A 16131-nucleotide genomic window follows, 5' to 3' on the forward strand; every position below is an offset into this window, starting at 1 on the left:
TCGGCGCCCGCGCCCGTTACGTTACGAACCCTGCGCCGACGTCAGACCCGGCAGCCGGTTCAGCACACGCACCTTGCCGCCGGAGTCCCCGCCGCCGCGCTTGGGGACGTACACCAACTGGCTGGAGACCCGCTCCTTGGTGAGGCTGCTCTTCACCTCACCGGTCAGCAGCGCCTCCACGTCCGAATTGACCTCCGGCCGCAGCCCCTTCGCCGCGGTCTGCCGCTCGAAGTGCTTACTGCTGAAGAAGACCAGGGCCCCGCCGTCCTCGGTGGCCAGACCGAGCGGTGCGTACGTCCCGCTGTCCAGCGGCCGGTCGACGTACTGGTACGAGAAGCCCGCCCGGCGCGTGGTCCTGCGCGTCTCCCGCCACCCCGACGTCGTCGACCCGGGGGCGAAGACATCCGGCTCGCCGTCCTTCAGATAGCCCGTGTACGTCGAGCTCAAGTCCTCGGGCGCGACGGCCAGTTCGCCGCCGCCCGACTGCACGGGCGACGCGAAGCCGTCCGCGTCCAGGCGGAACTCAGGGACCTGGGACGGAGCGATGACCGCCAGATAGGACGCCTTCCACAGCGCGTCGGGGCCCGTCTTCACGAACACCACGAGCCAGCGGGTGTCCAGCTTCCCGCTGTCCCGGTCACGGTTGGAGTCGGTGTCCGCGAGGAACCAGCGCGGCCAGCCGGCCTTCTTCGGGATCGTGTAGGCGGCATCCGTCAGCTCCAGCGGCGAGTGACTCGCGTTGCCGTCCGGATTGTTCTTCTGCCGCGCCTTCAGACCCGCCTGATTGATCGCGCCGAGCGAGCCGGTCACCCGGTCCGCGTCCAGCGCCGGATCGTATGCCTTGTCCGCCTTGTTGTAGGCGTCCGTGAAGTCCTTGAGGGCCTGTGCGGCCTCAGACTTCGTCGCTCCCGGCAGTACTTCCAGCTCGCCGTGCACCGTCACGCAGCCGCTCGCGCCCACGCTCAGCACCGTCGCTGTCGCGAACCCCGTCGCCAGTCGACCCAGCCTTCTCATCCGTTGCCTTCTGCGCCTTCTGATCCGTCGCCCGCACTGACCGTCCGAACCCTACCGGGGCGAGGAACAGCGCGAGGGTGGGGATCAGATACAGCGCCCACACCGTGACCTGAAGCACGGTCGGATCGGGCTGGAAGTTGAACACACCCTTCAGCAGCGTGCCGTACCAGCTGTCCGGCGGAATCGTGGCGCTGATATCGAACGCCTTGTTCTGCAGTCCGCCCAGGAACTCGGCCTCCTGGAGGTCATGGACGCCGTACGCGAGCACGCCCGCCGCCACCACGACCAGCATCCCGCCGGTCCAGGTGAAGAACTTCGCCAGGTTGATCCGCAGCGCACCCCGGTAGAACAGCCAGCCCAGCACGATGGCGGTGGCGATCCCCAGCAGCACCCCGATCAGCGGCTCGGCGGACCCCTCCCCGCTGGCCCGCACCGACGCCCACACGAACAGGGCGGTCTCCAGACCCTCGCGGCCCACCGCCAGGAACGCGGTGGCGACCAGCGCGCCGGTGCCCATCGCGAGCGCCGCGTCGAGCCTGCCGTGCAGCTCCTTCTTCAGATGCCGCGCGGTGCGCCGCATCCAGAACACCATCCAGGTCACCAGACCGACGGCGACGATCGACAGGGAGCCGCCGAGCAGCTCCTGCGCCTCGAATGTCATCTCCTGCGAGCCGAACTCCAGCGCGGCGCCGAAGGCCAGCGAGATCGCCACGGCGATCCCGATGCCCACCCACACCGGGCGCAGCGCGTCCCTGCGTTCCGTCTTGACGAGGTAGGCGACCAGGATGCAGACGACGAGACTGGCTTCGAGTCCCTCGCGCAGGCCGATCAGATAGTTGCCGAACATGCCGGTCCTTCCACTGTGTCAGTCACGTGCGCCGGTCAGGAGAGAAGCGCCCGGCCCCACCAGTCGTCCTTGTCGCGGACGCCCGGCGGGACGGCGAAGTGCGCCGAACCCACGTGCTGGATGTACTCGTTGAGCGCGTCGTGCGCCGCGAGGCCGCGCTGCACCGGAAGGAACCCCGTGCGGACGTCGCGCTGGTAGGCGAGGAAGAACAGACCGGCGTCCAGCCTGCCCAGACCGTCCGTACCGTCGGTGAAGGAGTAGCCGCGGCGCAGGATCGTCGCCCCGCCGTTCGTGTCCGGGTGGGCCAGGCGCACATGCGCCCTCGGCAGCATCGCCTTCAGGAACGGCTCGTCGCGCTCCTTCGACCTGCCGACCGGAGCACCCTCGCCCTTGTCCCGGCCGAAGATGTCCTCCTGCTCCTGGAGCGGGGCGCGGTCCCAGGTCTCGATGTGCATCCGGATGCGCCGGGCGACGAGATACGAACCGCCCGTCATCCACCCGGCGTTGTCCTTCGGGCCGACCCACACATGCTTGTCCAGCGCGGCGGAGTCGGTGCCCGAGATGTTCCGGGTGCCGTCCTTGAACCCCATCATGTTGCGCGGGGTCTGCGCGTCCGGCGTCGTCGAGGACGTCTTTCCGAAGCCCAGCTGCGACCAGCGGATCGCGGTGCGGCCCATGCCGATCCTGGCCAGATTGCGGATGGCGTGCACCGCGACCTGCGGGTCGTCCGCGCACGCCTGGACGCACAGGTCGCCGCCGCTGCGGGCGGCGTCCAGGTTGTCCCCGGGGAACGCGGGCAGATCCACGAGCGCCTCGGGCCGCTTGTCCTCCAGGCCGAACCGGCCCGCGGCGAACAGCGAGGGCCCGAAACCGATGGTGAGCGTCAGCCGGGACGGCTTGAGCCCCAGCGCCTCGCCCGTGTCGTCCGGCGGAGCCTCGGCGGGCCCGCCGTACGCCCCGTCACCGACCGGCCGCCCGGCCGTCATCCGCTCCGCGGCCCGCGTCCACTCCTTGAGCAGCGCGGCCAGCTCGGCCGGGTCCTTCGTCGTCACGTCGAACGCGGCGAAATGCAGCCTGTCCTGTACGGCGGTGGCGATCCCGGCCTGGTGCGCCCCGTGGAACGGCACCGCGGCCCCGCTCTCCGCGGCGGGCTCGCTGCCCCCGTCGGACCGCACCGCGGCGACCGCGCCGCCCGCCGCGACGGCGCCGAGCGCCAGCCCGGCACCGCCCCAGCCCAGCAGGGCGCGCCGGGAGGGGCTGACGTTCTCCGGCCCAGGGGTGCTCGGGGTGTCCTCGTTCATGGCGGGAGCCTCCTCGAACCCTCGGTTACTTCGTGACCGCGGCGGCCAGCTTGGACAGCGGCTCGGCGAGCGCGTTGACCGCGTCCGAGAGCTCCTTGCGGTCCGCCTTGCCGACCTTGTCGTACGAGGTGAACTCGTAGGAGTTCTTGTCCGCGCGGTACTTGTCCAACAGCGTGTTCAGCGCCGCGAACTGCTTGTCCAGCGAGGCGGTCAGCGCCGCGTCGTTCCTGGCGGCGATCGGCTTCAGCAGCTCGTACGACTTCTCCGCGCCCTCGACGTTCGCCTTGAAGTCGACGAGGTCGGTGTGGCTGTAGCGCTCCTCCTCACCGGTGACCTTGCCGGTGGCGACCTCGTCGAGGAGTTCCTTGGCGCCGTTGGCCATCGAGGTCGGGGTGATCTCGGCCTTGCCGACCCGGTTCTGCCAGTCGACCAGGTCCTTGTGGAGGACCGGGGCCAGCGCCTTCTCCTCGGCGCCCAGCTTCTTGTCCTGCCACAGCGCCTTCTCCAGGCGGTGCCAGCCGGTCCACTTCTGGCCGTCCTCCAGGCCGTCCTCGCGGACGTCGACCTTCGGGTCGATGTCACCGAACGACTCGGCGACCGGCTCGGTGCGCTCCCAGCCGATACGCGAGTCGGCGTACGCCTTCTTCGCGGCCTCGATGTCGCCCGCGGCCACCGCGTCCGTGAAGACCTTGACCTTCGGCAGCGTCTCGTCGGCCTGCGCCTGGACGTAGGTGCGGTATCCGGCGACGGCCTTGTCCATCTCCGGGCTGCGCTTGGCCGCGGCGCCGCCGGTGACCTCGATCTTCTGCCGGATGCCGTCGCCCTTCATACCGGGCTTGCAGGCGATCTCGTACGAACCGGCCTTCACCTCGGCGGTGATCTTCGCCTTGGTGCCGGGGCCGATGTTCTCCCGCTCGGTCACGATGCGGTCGTCCGGGAAGAGCACATAGACCTCGGTGACCTTGGACCCCTTGTTCTCCACGGCCAGTTCGACATGGCCGGCGGGGAGCTTCGTCTTCGAGACCTCGCAGGAGTCGTCCTTGGCGACGACCCGGACGGCGCCTTCCGCCTTGCCGTCGCTCTTCTCGGCGCAGCCCGTGACGGCGGTCAGAGCGGCCACGGTCGCGGCAGCGGTGACGACGGAGAAACGAACGGCTCGCATGCGGGCTCCACGGAGAGGAAGGAGAAGGGGAAGGGTCGGACAAAGTCGGGTGAGGCGGACCTAACTTAACCGAGCCTTACCTGACCGGTACCCCTCTGTGCAGTGATTCAGCTCTCACCCTTCACGAGGGAGAACGAGCCGGTCACGGGTGACCCTCGAACGACCCACGCGCAGGTCAAGGGATGGTCAAGAGGTCCGTTCCGGTACGACGAGGGGTACCCCGGTCCGCGGGTGCGGGAACACCTCCACCGGCTGCCGGTAGACCTCTCCGAGCAGCTCGCCCGTGAAGATCCCGGCCGGTGGACCGGTCACCGCGATCCGTCCCTCGTGCAGTACCGCGGCCCGGTCCGCGTACGCCGCGGCGAGCCCCAGGTCGTGCAGCACGACGACGACCGCGTCCCCCGCGGCGGCCCGCTCGCGGCAGATCCGCAGCACCAGTTCCTGGTGGCGCAGATCGAGCGCGGCGGTCGGCTCGTCGAGCAGCAGCAGCGGTGCCCGCTGGGCCAGCACCCGGGCCAGCGCGACCCGGGCCCGCTCACCGCCCGACAGCGCGGAGAACGGGCGGCCGGCGAACCCGGTGACCTCGGTGGCCGCCATCGCCGCCGCCACCGCCGCGTCGTCCTCGTCCTCCCGGTCCGTACCCGCCCAGGGGGCCCGCCCCATCCGTACGACGTCCTCGACCGGGAAGGGGAAGGACAGCACGGCGGACTGCGGCAGCACCGAGCGGCGCAGGGCCAGTTCGGGCGCCGACCACTCGGAGACCGGGCGGCCACCGACGCGGACCTCGCCGGTCCCGGCGGGCAGATCGGCGGCCAGGGCCGCCAGCAGCGTCGACTTGCCGGCGCCGTTCGGCCCGACGAGCGCCACCACCTCGCCCGCGTGGGCGGTCAGATCGATGGAGTCGAGCACCGGCCGCTGCCCCAGCCGGACGGAGAGACCGACGGCTTCGGCGACCGGCGAACCGGGGGCGACGGGGGCGGGCAGCCGACGGCCGCGTACCGCGAACGGATTTCTCGGCATCCTCATGCCCAACCACCTTGCTTACGACGGGTCCTGCGCAGCAGCCAGAAGAAGAACGGGCTGCCGAAGAGCGCGGTCAGCACACCGAGCGGCAGCTCGGCGGGGGCGGCCACGGTCCGGGCCGCGAGATCGCCCACCACCAGCACCAGCGCGCCGCCCAGCGCACTGCCCGGGACGAGGAAGCGATGCCCGGGGCCGTTCGCCATTCGCAGCAGATGCGGCACGAGCAGACCGACGAAGGAGATGATCCCGGCGACGGCGACTGCGGCGGCGGTCAGCAGCGCCACGACGAGGACCAGGACGACCCGCAGCCGCTCGACATCCACCCCCAGGTGCCGGGCGGGCCGTTCACCGAGCGCGAGCAGATCCAGTGTGCGGGCGTAGAACGGCGCGACGATCAGGCCGAGCGCCGCACACGGCAGTACGGCGAGCACCTTGGGCCAGGTGGCCTGGGCCAGTGAGCCGAGCTGCCAGAAGGTGATCTGGCTGACCTGCGCGTTGTCCGCGAAGAAGATGAACAGGCCGATCAGCGCGCCCGCGAAGGCGTTGACGGCGATCCCGGTGAGGATCAGCGTGACGACCTCGGTCCGGCCGCCGGAGCGCGACAGCGCGTACACGAGCAGGACGGTCACGAGCCCGGCGACGAACGCGCAGACGGTGATGGTCCAGTTGCCGAAGAAGCTGAGGCCCAGCGAGATCGAGGCGACCGCCCCGACCGCCGCGCCCGCGGAGATCCCGATCACTCCGGGCTCGGCGAGCGGGTTGCCGAACACGCCCTGCATCAGCGCGCCCGCGCAGCCGAGGGACGCGCCGACGAGCAGGGCGAGGACGACCCGGGGCAGCCGCACGTTCCACAGGACGCTCTCGCCGACCCGGTCCAGCGGGTGGCCGCCGAGCCCGATCCGGTGCTGGACGGAGGCGAGGACATCGTCGAGGGGAATGCTGTACGCGCCGAGTCCCGCAGAGAGCAGAGCACCGGCGAGCAGGGCGAGTGACAGCCCGACGGTGAGGGTGAACGCGTTGCCGCGCGTGGCCCCGGCACCGCCCTTCGGGGCCGGGGGAGCGGTCGGTGCCTCAGGTGCGGCCGGGGCCGGGGCCGGGGACGCGGCCGGGGCTCGGCGTGCGGCCGGGGCCGGGGCCGGGGACGCGGCCGGGGTGCCGTCCGCCGCGGTGGCTTCGGCGCGTTCTCCGTACGAGGTGGTCACTTGCCCTTCCCGCCCTTCGGGTGGAGCTGCTCCACGAGTTCGGCGAGCACCCGGTCCGTGCGTGGCCCGTAGTTCAGCAGGACGCCGTCGTCGATGGAGACGATCCGGCGGTCCATTCCGGCCGGGGTCTCGGCGACTCCGGGGATCTTCACCAGTCCGTCCACCCCGCCGACCGACGTGAGTCCCTTGCTCATCACCAGGATCGCGTCGGGCGCGGCCTCGGCGAGCGCCTCGCTGGTGATCGCGGTGAAGTCCTTCTCCAGCCCGGATGCCTTCCCGGCGTCGACGGCGCCCGCCGCCTCCAGCAGCGAACTCGCCCCCGACTCCCGGCCGCCCAGCAGATAGACGGAGGCCGATCCCCGCAGATAGAGGAACGCGACCCGGGGCTTGCTTCCGTCCTCGTGGGTGGGGACGGACTTCTGTACGGCGTCGATACGGGACTGGGTGCGTGTCCTCAGTTCGGTACCCGAGGAGGGCACACCCAGCGCGGCGGCCACGGTGTCGATACGGCGGCCGACATCGGCGAGTTCCTTGGCCGCGTCGACGACCACCAGCGGGACACCTGCGTCACGGATCTGACCGATCGCCTCGCTCGGGCCCGTCGTGGTGTCCGCGAGGACCACGGTGGGCTTCAGCGAGAGCACGCTCTCCGCCGAGACGTCATGGGCGCGGGTCACCACGGGCAGCTTCTCGGCCTGTTCGAACGTGGCGGTGATGTCGCGGGCCACCACCTGCTCGCCGAACCCGAGCGTGAAGACGATCTCGCTCAGCGAGCCGGTCAGCGGCACGATCCGGTCGGTGGAGGTGATGGTGACATCGGCACCGTCCGCCGACCGCACCGTCACCGGCATCCGCGGTGCGGGCGCGGTCCCGAGGGGCTCGACCCGGTCGACCGTCGCGGCAGGGGTGCCGGACCCGGCGGCCCCGGCGGCGGGGCCCGCCGTACCGCCGCAGCCGGTCAGGACCAGCGCGAGGACCACGACGGCGGTCAGGGCGGCGCCCACCCGGCCGGGAGCGTGTCCGCGAAGTCCCCTCGGGGCGTAGTCCTGCGAGAAGCGCACGGGGCACCGTCCTGTCGTTCCGCGGTGTGCCGCGGTGTGCGGTTGATGGTTCTTCATGAGGTTGTGCGAACTATGCGGTGGAAAGGGTTCCGGCATCGGCCGAACCTAGCTTAGGTTAGCCTTACCTCACTCGCTAGACCTCGGAGGGGTCCTCATGCTGTCGTCCCGATCTGCCCGCGCGCTCGCCGTCGCGCTTCTCGCGGTACTGCTGGGGGCGCTGCTTCCGGTCTCCGCCGCGCAAGCGGCGAGCCGCACGGTGCAGGGCGGCCGACTGGACTGGGGCATCAAGTCCTCCTTCCAGAGCTATGTCACCGGGCCCATCGCGGGCGGCAGTTGGAGCCTGACCGGCGGCGCCGCCACGGTCGGCGGGAGTCAGTTCCGCTTCCACTCCGCCACCGGCTCCTACGACCCGTCGAGCGGTGCCCTCAGCTCCGGCTTCTCGGGCGGGGTGCACTTCACCGGCCACAAGAAGGCCGACGGCGGCAACGAGCTCGACCTCACCATCAGCCGGCCCACCGTCAGGATCAGCGGGGGCGGCGGCACCGTCCTCGCCGACATGGTCAGCAAGGAGCGGGGGAGCGGCCGGGTCACCTCCGCCGCCCAGGTCCCGCTCGCCACACTCGGGCTCTCCGGGATCGACATGACGGGCGGCTCCACCCCCATCGCCCTCAACAACGTCCCGGCGACGCTGACTTCGCAGGGTGCCAAGGCGTTCGCCGGTTACTACACGGCCGGTACGCCCCTCGACCCGATCAGCCTCTCCGTCGACACGACCGGTCCCGCCGCGAAGCAGGACGGCCCGAAGTCCTCCACGTCACCGTCCCCGAAGAAGCCGGCCGACAAGAGGGAGAAGGCGGGCCGCTTCGAGGACGCCGCCGTCGACTGGGGCGTACGCCGTACCTTCCGCGAGTACGTCACCGGGGACATCGGCCAGGGGAAGTGGTCCCTGGCCGACGGTGCCCGGGACGGCGGGGCGTTGTTCCGCTTCCCGGCGGGCAAGGGCACGTACGACGCGAAGAAGCAGACCCTGGACGCCGGGTTCACGGGCAGCGTCCGCTTCACCGGCGCCCATGAACTCGACCTGAAGCTGGCCGGGATCGCCGTCGAGGTGGCCTCGGGCAAGGGCACGCTCTCGGCGGATGTCACGAGCGCGGGCACCACCCGCGAGGACGTCCCCCTGATCACCTTCACCGCCGAGGACTTCGCGCCGAAGAACGGACTGGCCGCCCTCACCGAGGCGCCCGCGACCCTCACCGCGGACGGTGCCGAGGCGTTCGGCGGCATGTACAAGGCGGGTACCGCGATGGACCCGGTGTCGCTCGCCGTCGCCGTCGACGAGAAGGCGCAGCTGCCCGCCCTGCCCGACCTGGGCAGCGGGGCGAAGCCCTCCGCCGGGCCCGCGAAGAAGGCCGCGGCCTCCACCGCGCCGGTGGCAGCCGCATCGGACCCGGGCACGGGGACCGGAACGTATCTCGCCATCGGCGGCGGCGTGGTGCTCGTCGCGGCGGCCGGTGTGCTGTACGCGGTCGGCCGCCGTCGATCCCGCCGGGCGGCTTAGCCCCGCATATTCCCTGGCCCCGCCCCCTCCTCCTCGGCCCCCGCCCCCGCCCCCTCCTCCTCGGCCCCGCGGCTTTCACGGTCCCGCCGCCCCCGCGGCTCGCCCAGCCCCCATAGCTCTCACCGTCCCGTAGCTCCGAGGTCCGTAGCTCCGTAGGGCCTCCATGGCCTCTTGGGCCCACAGGCCACCCCCGTCCCCCCTTTCCCTCCCCTCTCTCCCCTTTCTTCCTCCCCTCTCCCCGTTCTCTCCCGCACCCCCCTTCCTGACCAAGGAGACCCACCGCCATGGCAGCCACCCGCCGCCCCATAGCCCTCGCCGCCGCCGTCGCCACGGCAGCCGCCCTGGGCGCGACCTTCGCCCTCCCCGCGCTCGCCGCCGACAGCACCGTGGCCAAGGACGGGGCCGCCGCAGCCGCGGCCCCGGCCATGGAACTGAAGGACGGCACGCTGGACTGGGGCTTCAAGGAGTCCTTCCGCAAGTACCTCGCCTCCCCGTTCTCGGGCGGCAGGATCACGGTCACGGGCGGCGCCGAGCAGGCCGCGGGCAATGGTGTGTTCACCTTTGTCAACGGCAAGGGCACCTACGACATGACCACCCACGGCACGGACACGGCCTTCGAGGGCGGGGTCAACTTCTACGCCCACAACGGAGTCCTGGACATCACGCTCTCGGACGTGAAGCTCTCCACGGCCGGCAAGGGCGGCGCGATCACCGCCGATGTGAAGACCCCCGAGGGCACCAAGAACGACGTCGCGGTCGCCGCCCTGGACCTGTCGGCCGTACGGCCGGGGCAGGGTGCGGGCGGTGCGATGGTCTTCAAGGACATCCCGGCCACGCTGACGAAGGCGGGCTCCGAGGCGTTCAACGGCCAGTACAAGGAGGGCGACGCCCTCGACCCGGCCACGCTCACCGTGAAGGCGGTCACCGCGCCGCCGACCGAGAAGCCCACCGAGAAGCCGACCGAAAAGCCCACCGAGAAGCCCACGGAGAAGCCGACCGAGAAGCCGACCACGTCCCCGACCGGGAAGCCGACGACGAATCCGTCCCCCTCGGCCACCCGGCCGGCCGCCGACCCGGGCGCGGTCCTCGACGGAACCCTGAACTGGGGCGTCAAGAAGTCCTTCCGTACGTACGTCACCGGCCCGATCGCGCACGGCAAGGTCGAGACGAGCGGCGGCGCCACCGCCTCCGGCGACGGGTACCGCTTCGGCGGTGCCACCGGACGCTTCGACGCCGGCAAGAAGACGCTCAACGCCGAGTTCGACGGCAAGGTCCGCTTCCTGGGCCACAAGGAGGGCGACGCCTACACGCTCGACCTCTCGCTCACCAACCTGGAGATCCGGGCGAACGGGACCTCCGGCAAGCTGATCGCCGATGTCTCGACCAAGGACCGGGAGACCAAGAAGGTCACTCGGTACACCGATCTGTCCCTCGCCGACCTGAAGCTGCCCGCCGGTGCCCTCACCGCGAAGGACGGCGTCGTGAACCTCTCGGGCGTCCCGGCGACCCTCACCGCCGACGGCACCAAGGCATTCGGCGGCATGTACACCAAGGGCGAGCAGCTCGACGCCCTGACCGTCGCGGTCGCCCTCGACAAGAACGCCCAACTGCCGGGCGGCTCGGGCGGCTCGGGCACCGCCGGTGGTACGGGCTCCTCCACCGCCGGTGGCTCCACCACCGGCGGCACGGTCGGTGGCGGTGGCACGGTGGGCGGCGCGGGAGCGCTGGCCTCCACCGGCTCCGACATCCCGACCGGCGACCTGTTCGCCGCCGCGGGCGTCGTCGTGGCGGCCGGTGCCGGAGTCGTGGTCGCGTCGCGCCGCCGCCGTACCGTCTGATCCGTCACGCACACCTCCGCGCCCCGTCAGGGCCGTACCGGCAACACGTCGCCGGTACGGCCCCCGCGGCGTCGCGGGCGCCCGCCCGGTGCTTGAATGCGCACGTGAGCGACATCGACGTACCCGCGGGCATCGACGTACTACGGGTGTTCTGCGGCCCGGACGGCAGGCACGGCAACGCCCTCGGCGTCGTACGGGACGGGAGCGGTCATCCCGACGAGGCGTCCCGGCAGGAACTGGCCCGGCGGCTCGGCTTCAGCGAGACCGTGTTCGTCGACGATCCGGAGCGCGGGCGCGTCGACATCTACACGCCGGGGCTGCGGTTGCCGTTCGCCGGGCACCCGCTGGTCGGCACCGCCTGGCTGCTGGACCTGGAGGTCCTGGAGCTGGCGGTGGGGGATGTGTTCGCCCGGCAGGACGGTGAGTTCACCTGGATCACCGCCCGCCCGGAATGGGCGCCGCCGCGCATCCTGGAGCGGTACGGATCCGCCGCCGAGGTCGAGGCGCTGACCGGACCGCCGCCCGGCGAGGGCTGGGTCTACGTATGGGCCTGGGAGGACGAGGCGGCGGGCCGGGTCCGGGCGAGGGCGTTCCCGCGCCGCGGCGACGGGATCGTGGAGGACGAGGCGACCGGGGCGGCGGCCCTGCTGCTCAGCGCGCGGCTCGGCCGGGCGCTGAACATCAGACAAGGACGCGGCTCCCAGATCCTCACAGCACCCGCGCCGGACGGCACGGTGGAGATCGGGGGCCGCGTCCTGCTGGTCGTCCGCGGCTGAGCCACGGGTCCTGCGCTGCTTCCGGGCGCCGCGTTCCGGGCGCCGCTTCTCCCGGCGCCGGGTACGCGAAGCGCCGGGTGCTACGCGCTGAGCGGGAAGACCTTGCCCAGCTCCTGGAACACCGCGGTGTTCAGCGCGAAGGCGCGCTTGCACTCGTCGATGATGCGCTGCTTCTCCAGGTCGTCCGCGTTCACCGCGTCCAGCATCTCCCGGTAACCCCGCTTGAACGCGGCCGGGTTGGAGATCTCCTCGAAGACGTAGAACCGCACGCCGTCGCCCTTGCGCGCGAAGCCCCAGGTCCTCTCCGCCGTGTCCCGGATGATCTGGCCGCCCGAGAGGTCGCCCAGGTACCGGGTGTAGTGGTGCGCGATGTAGCCCGCGGGCCAGGTGCGTGCGCACTCGGCGACCCGGTCGGCATAGGCGGCGGTGGCCGGCAGCGGCTCCAGGCCCTCGCGCCAGCCGGGGCCCGCCAGATGTGCCAGATCCCGCTCCAGCTCCGCACTGCGCATCAGCTCGGTCTGTATGAACGGGCCGGCGACCGGGTCGGCGCGGAGCGCCTCCGCGCCCTCCTCCAGTGCGCGGTACACGAACCACAGCTGCTCGGTGTAGCGCGTGTACGCGTCCACTCCGAGCCGTCCGCCGAGCATGTCGCTCATGAAGGTCGAGGTCTCCGCCTCGACATGCTGCTCGTGCGACGCGGTGCGGATGAGCGTCGAGAAGGGGGTGGCGGTGGCGGTTGCGTCCAAGGCGGGCCTCCGGGGACCGAGGGGACGGGAAGTCCGATGAGAGACGGAAATACCGGCGGTCGCCGCCGCAACGGGTGCGGGCAGCGCCTGCCGATACGCCGATCCTCCTACTTAGGTTTACCTAAGTCAACTGGTTCCCGACTGCCTGTCGGTAAAAACCGTACCCCCGGAACGAACCGGACGGGACGTTACGGAAGGGTAAGAATCTCCGCCCCGGTCTCCGTCACGACCAGCGTGTGCTCGAACTGCGCGGTCCGCTTGCGGTCCTTGGTCACCACGGTCCAGCCGTCGTCCCACAGGTCGTACTCATGGGATCCCAGCGTCAGCATCGGCTCGATCGTGAACGTCATCCCGGGCTGCATGACCGTGGTCGCGTGCGGGCTGTCGTAGTGCGGCACGATCAGACCGGAGTGGAACGAGGAATTGATCCCGTGCCCCGTGAAGTCCCGCACCACCCCGTACCCGAACCGCTTCGCGTACGACTCGATGACCCGCCCGATCACATTGATCTGACGCCCCGGGCGGACCGCCTTGATCGCACGGTTCAGCGACTCCCGGGTGCGCTCCACGAGCAGCCGGGACTCCTCGTCCACGTCACCGCAGAGATAGGTGGCGTTGTTGTCGCCGTGCACTCCGTTGATGTACGCGGTGACGTCCAGGTTCACGATGTCGCCGTCGCGCAGCACCGTGGAGTCGGGGATGCCGTGACAGATGACCTCGTTGAGCGAGGAGCAGAGCGACTTCGGGAAGCCGCGGTAACCGAGCGTCGACGGGTACGCGCCGTGGTCGACCATGAACTCATGGGCGACGCGGTCGAGTTCGTCCGTGGTCACGCCGGGAGCGATGTGCTTGGCGGCCTCCTCCATCGCCTGCGCGGCGATGCGTCCCGCGATCCGCATCCGCTCCACGGTGTCGGCGTCCTGGATCTCCGGGCCGGTGTACGGCGCAGGAGCCGGCTTGCCCACGTATTCGGGGCGCCGGATGTTTCCGGGTACGGAACGGACGGGAGAGAGCTCCCCTGGTACAAGCAGCGACTGGCCAGACATGCCAGCGAGTCTAACCAGCGTCCTTGGGGCAGCATGGCATCGAGGAAAGGAGCCGCTGATGGCCCTGTTCAAGAAGCGCACCGTCGGCAAACCGGGCGAGTGGTACTACTGCCTGGTGCACAAGAAGGTCGAGGAAGGCCCCGAATGCCCGGCGAAGGACCGGTTCGGCCCCTACACCTCCCGTGAGGAGGCACAGCGCGCGATGGACACGGCACAGGAGCGGAACCTGGAGTGGGAGACCGACCCCAAGTGGCACGACCGCACGGGCGGCCCCTCGGACCCGCCGAACTGATCCGCTCCGGCCCCGGGGCAGCCCCCGGGGCGGGCGGGCCCGCCCCGGTCACGACGCCACGCCCGCCGCCCGCCTCCGTATCGCGTCCTCGTCCGTCTCGGAGTCGTACTTGATCAGCTTCGGCAGCAACGCCGCCAGCAGCGCGACCGAGGCGACGCAGGCCACCCCGCCCGTCCAGATGGCCGAGCGCGTCCCGGTCCAGCCGGCCATCGCCCCGGCCCTGACCTGGCCGAGCTGCGGGCCGACGCTGTACGAGAGCACCTCGATGCCCGCGAGCCGTCCGCGCAGCTCCTCCGGGACGGTCTGGTTCCAGATCGTGGCGCGGCCCAGTCCGCTCAGCATGTCGCCCGCGCCCGCCACCCCCAGGCAGACCAGCACCAGCCAGATGTTGCTGAACCAGCCCGCCGCCGCGATGGCGAGCCCCCACGCCGCGGCACCGAACACCACGAACAGCCCGTGCCTGCGCACCCGTGAGGTCCAGCCGCTGGTCAGCCCCAGTACCAGCGAGCCGACCGACCCCGCCGCGTACATCAGGCCCAGCGACCACTCCGCGTCCAGCTCGTCCGCCAGGAACGGGAAGATCGTGTTCGGGAAGGCGAAGAGCATCGCCGCGAGGTCGATCGCGTACGTCCCCAGCAGTACCGGCCGGCTCCAGGCGTACCGCGCCCCCTCCGCGATCCCGCGCAGCGACGGCTTTCGCGCGTCGTGGGCGGGCGGCGCCGGTGCCAGGCGCAGACAGAGCAGGACGGAGACGGTGAACGTGACGACCGTGACCACGTACGCCGTGGCGTGCCCGGCGTAGGCCACCACCAGGCCCGCCAGCGCGGGACCGGCGATGGCGCCGACCTGCCAGCGCAGCGAGTTCAGCGCGGCGGCGGCGGTCTGCTGGTGGTGCGGCACGATCCGGGCCATCAGGGAGTCCAGCGCGGGCCGTTGGAGCCCGGCCAGCGCGGAGACCCCGCCGGCCACCACGTACAGCGGCCAGAGCAGCGGGTCCGGCAGCAGGGCGTTCACCAGGAGGATGCCGGCGAGCACCCCGAGCCCCGCCTCGGTGAGCAGGATGACCTTGCGCCGGTCCACGGCGTCGGCGAGCGCCCCGCCGTACAGGCCGAAGACGACCAGGGGAACGAGTTCCACCGCGCCCATCGCCCCGACCGCCAGCGGCGACCCGGTCATCTCCTTGATCTGGAGCGGCAGCGCGATCAGGGCCATGAAGCTGCCGAAGAACGTGATCAGACCCTGGACCCACAGCAGCCGGAAATCGGCCGAGGAACGCCAGGGCGAGAGGTCGGGCAGCAGCGCCAGGAGCCTGGCCCGGAGCGAGGAGGCGGGGGCGGCGGCGGAGTGGTCCGGAGCGTCCGGGGTGTGCGGGCCGCCAGGGGCATCCGCGGCGGCGGGGGCATCCGAGGAGTCCGGGGCGTCCGAAGCGTTCGGGCCGGGGGGATCGTGCGGGGCGTCCGAAGCGTCCGGGCCGGGAGGATCGTGCGGGTCGGCCGGGGCGTCCGCGTCGGCCGGGGGAGTAGCAGGAGTCACAGAGGGTCATGCTCGGCCCTTTGGAGGCTCTGCGCAAACCGGTTTACCAGCGGGGCGGTGGCGGCTGCGTCAGCTGGTCGGCCAGCCGGGAGAGCCGGTCCCGGAAGGTCCGGCGACCGTGCGGCGCGGGCCGGCCGTTCTCCCCGGCGGCCGCGCTCACCAGGTGCTGCACGGTGTCGAGGTCGACATCGTCACCGCCCCGGACCACGAGCGCCTCATGGGCCAGGCCCCCCACCTCCGGGTCCCCGCCGTCCAGCGTGAGCACCGTCGCCCCGGCCCGCCGTGCGTCGTGGACCCGCTCCAGCAGCCCGCCGTCCGGCCGCTGCGGCGCCACCATCAGCAGGGTCTCGCCCCGCCCGGCCGCCTCGATCCGGCCGAGGCCCACCGCCAGATGCGCGGGATCGCCCGGCTCCACCCGGTGGCGTACGAGCGTGGGCCGCAGCTCCGGCAGCCCCGACCAGGCGGACTCGTCGACCAGATGCGCCGCCAGATGCCACGGCTCGTACACCTCGGTCCCCACCAGCAGCAGTCCGCCGCCCTGCGGCACGACGGACGAGCGCAGCGCCCCCGCGAACCGCCGGGTCGCCCCGGGCCACTCGGTCCCGGCGAGTACGTCACGGAGCAGGGCGACACGTACGGCATCCATGGCCCGGCATCATGCCCCAAGTCCGGCCGAACCGCCGCCGGTTGGCGCCGCTCCACCCGAAAGGGGCAGGGCGGGAGCGAGGGGGC

Annotated in this window: 15 protein-coding genes; 4 read left to right on the forward strand and 11 right to left on the reverse strand. The window is 71.6% G+C overall.

All coding sequences use genetic code 11. From position 1 onward, the window contains the following. Window positions 1–21: 21 nt before the first annotated feature. From A6A29_RS30475 to A6A29_RS30505, 7 genes are all read right to left on the reverse strand, one after another. A complete protein-coding gene (locus tag A6A29_RS30475; RefSeq protein ID WP_079183107.1) occupies window positions 22–1005 on the reverse strand; it encodes a hypothetical protein in 984 nt (327 codons plus the stop codon). Beyond that, window positions 893–1861, reverse strand: a complete 969-nt coding sequence (efeU, locus tag A6A29_RS30480) for an iron uptake transporter permease EfeU (protein WP_073724971.1) — start codon at window positions 1859–1861, stop codon at window positions 893–895. The genes A6A29_RS30475 and efeU overlap by 113 nt, the downstream gene beginning before the upstream one ends. 35 nt (window positions 1862–1896) lie before the next feature. Next, window positions 1897–3162: an iron uptake transporter deferrochelatase/peroxidase subunit gene (gene efeB, locus A6A29_RS30485; protein ID WP_073724973.1), complete on the reverse strand. Its 1266-nt coding sequence runs from the start codon at window positions 3160–3162 to the stop codon at window positions 1897–1899. A 25-nt stretch (window positions 3163–3187) separates the two neighbouring features. After that, window positions 3188–4324 (reverse strand): iron uptake system protein EfeO, encoded by a 1137-nt coding sequence (gene efeO / locus A6A29_RS30490; RefSeq protein WP_073724975.1) that lies wholly within the window; start codon window positions 4322–4324, stop codon window positions 3188–3190. Between the two features lie 186 nt (window positions 4325–4510). Continuing rightward, complete coding sequence (locus A6A29_RS30495; protein WP_073724977.1) at window positions 4511–5350, reverse strand: heme ABC transporter ATP-binding protein; 840 nt, start codon at window positions 5348–5350, stop codon at window positions 4511–4513. Beyond that, window positions 5347–6549 (reverse strand): FecCD family ABC transporter permease, encoded by a 1203-nt coding sequence (locus tag A6A29_RS30500; RefSeq protein WP_073724979.1) that lies wholly within the window; start codon window positions 6547–6549, stop codon window positions 5347–5349. The genes A6A29_RS30495 and A6A29_RS30500 overlap by 4 nt, the downstream gene beginning before the upstream one ends. Continuing rightward, window positions 6546–7610 carry a heme/hemin ABC transporter substrate-binding protein gene (locus A6A29_RS30505; protein WP_073724981.1) on the reverse strand — a complete coding sequence of 355 codons (1065 nt, stop codon included), beginning with the start codon at window positions 7608–7610 and terminating at the stop codon, window positions 6546–6548. The genes A6A29_RS30500 and A6A29_RS30505 overlap by 4 nt, the downstream gene beginning before the upstream one ends. 154 nt (window positions 7611–7764) lie before the next feature. Between A6A29_RS30505 and A6A29_RS30510 the strand changes: the two genes are divergently transcribed. From A6A29_RS30510 to A6A29_RS30520, 3 genes are all read left to right on the forward strand, one after another. Further along, window positions 7765–9168: an HtaA domain-containing protein gene (locus A6A29_RS30510; RefSeq protein ID WP_073724983.1), complete on the forward strand. Its 1404-nt coding sequence runs from the start codon at window positions 7765–7767 to the stop codon at window positions 9166–9168. Window positions 9169–9452: 284 nt separating this feature from the next. Then, the gene (locus tag A6A29_RS30515; protein WP_073724985.1) at window positions 9453–11006 is read left to right on the forward strand and encodes an HtaA domain-containing protein; all 1554 of its coding nucleotides are present in this window, start codon (window positions 9453–9455) and stop codon (window positions 11004–11006) included. 104 nt (window positions 11007–11110) lie between these two features. After that, window positions 11111–11782, forward strand: coding sequence for a PhzF family phenazine biosynthesis protein (locus tag A6A29_RS30520; RefSeq protein WP_073724987.1), 672 nt, complete (start codon window positions 11111–11113; stop codon window positions 11780–11782). An 80-nt stretch (window positions 11783–11862) separates the two neighbouring features. Here the strand turns inward: A6A29_RS30520 and A6A29_RS30525 are convergent, their stop codons facing one another. Further along, window positions 11863–12528 carry a biliverdin-producing heme oxygenase gene (locus A6A29_RS30525; protein ID WP_073724989.1) on the reverse strand — a complete coding sequence of 222 codons (666 nt, stop codon included), beginning with the start codon at window positions 12526–12528 and terminating at the stop codon, window positions 11863–11865. Window positions 12529–12716: 188 nt separating this feature from the next. After that, on the reverse strand, window positions 12717–13574 hold the full coding sequence (gene map, locus A6A29_RS30530; protein ID WP_073724991.1) for a type I methionyl aminopeptidase: 858 nt from the start codon (window positions 13572–13574) through the stop codon (window positions 12717–12719). 58 nt (window positions 13575–13632) lie between these two features. On the opposite strand from map, the gene A6A29_RS30535 reads away from it, so the two are divergent. Further along, complete coding sequence (locus A6A29_RS30535) at window positions 13633–13866, forward strand: hypothetical protein (protein ID WP_073724993.1); 234 nt, start codon at window positions 13633–13635, stop codon at window positions 13864–13866. Window positions 13867–13914: 48 nt separating this feature from the next. Here A6A29_RS30535 and A6A29_RS30540 read toward each other — a convergent pair whose 3' ends face one another. Continuing rightward, on the reverse strand, window positions 13915–15162 hold the full coding sequence (locus A6A29_RS30540) for an MFS transporter (RefSeq protein ID WP_385729659.1): 1248 nt from the start codon (window positions 15160–15162) through the stop codon (window positions 13915–13917). A 280-nt stretch (window positions 15163–15442) separates the two neighbouring features. Beyond that, window positions 15443–16045 carry a hypothetical protein gene (locus tag A6A29_RS30545; RefSeq protein WP_073724995.1) on the reverse strand — a complete coding sequence of 201 codons (603 nt, stop codon included), beginning with the start codon at window positions 16043–16045 and terminating at the stop codon, window positions 15443–15445. Window positions 16046–16131: the final 86 nt, after the last annotated feature.

This window comes from Streptomyces sp. TSRI0281, from assembly GCF_001905125.1.
In the GTDB taxonomy this organism is placed as follows: Bacteria; Actinomycetota; Actinomycetes; order Streptomycetales; family Streptomycetaceae; genus Streptomyces.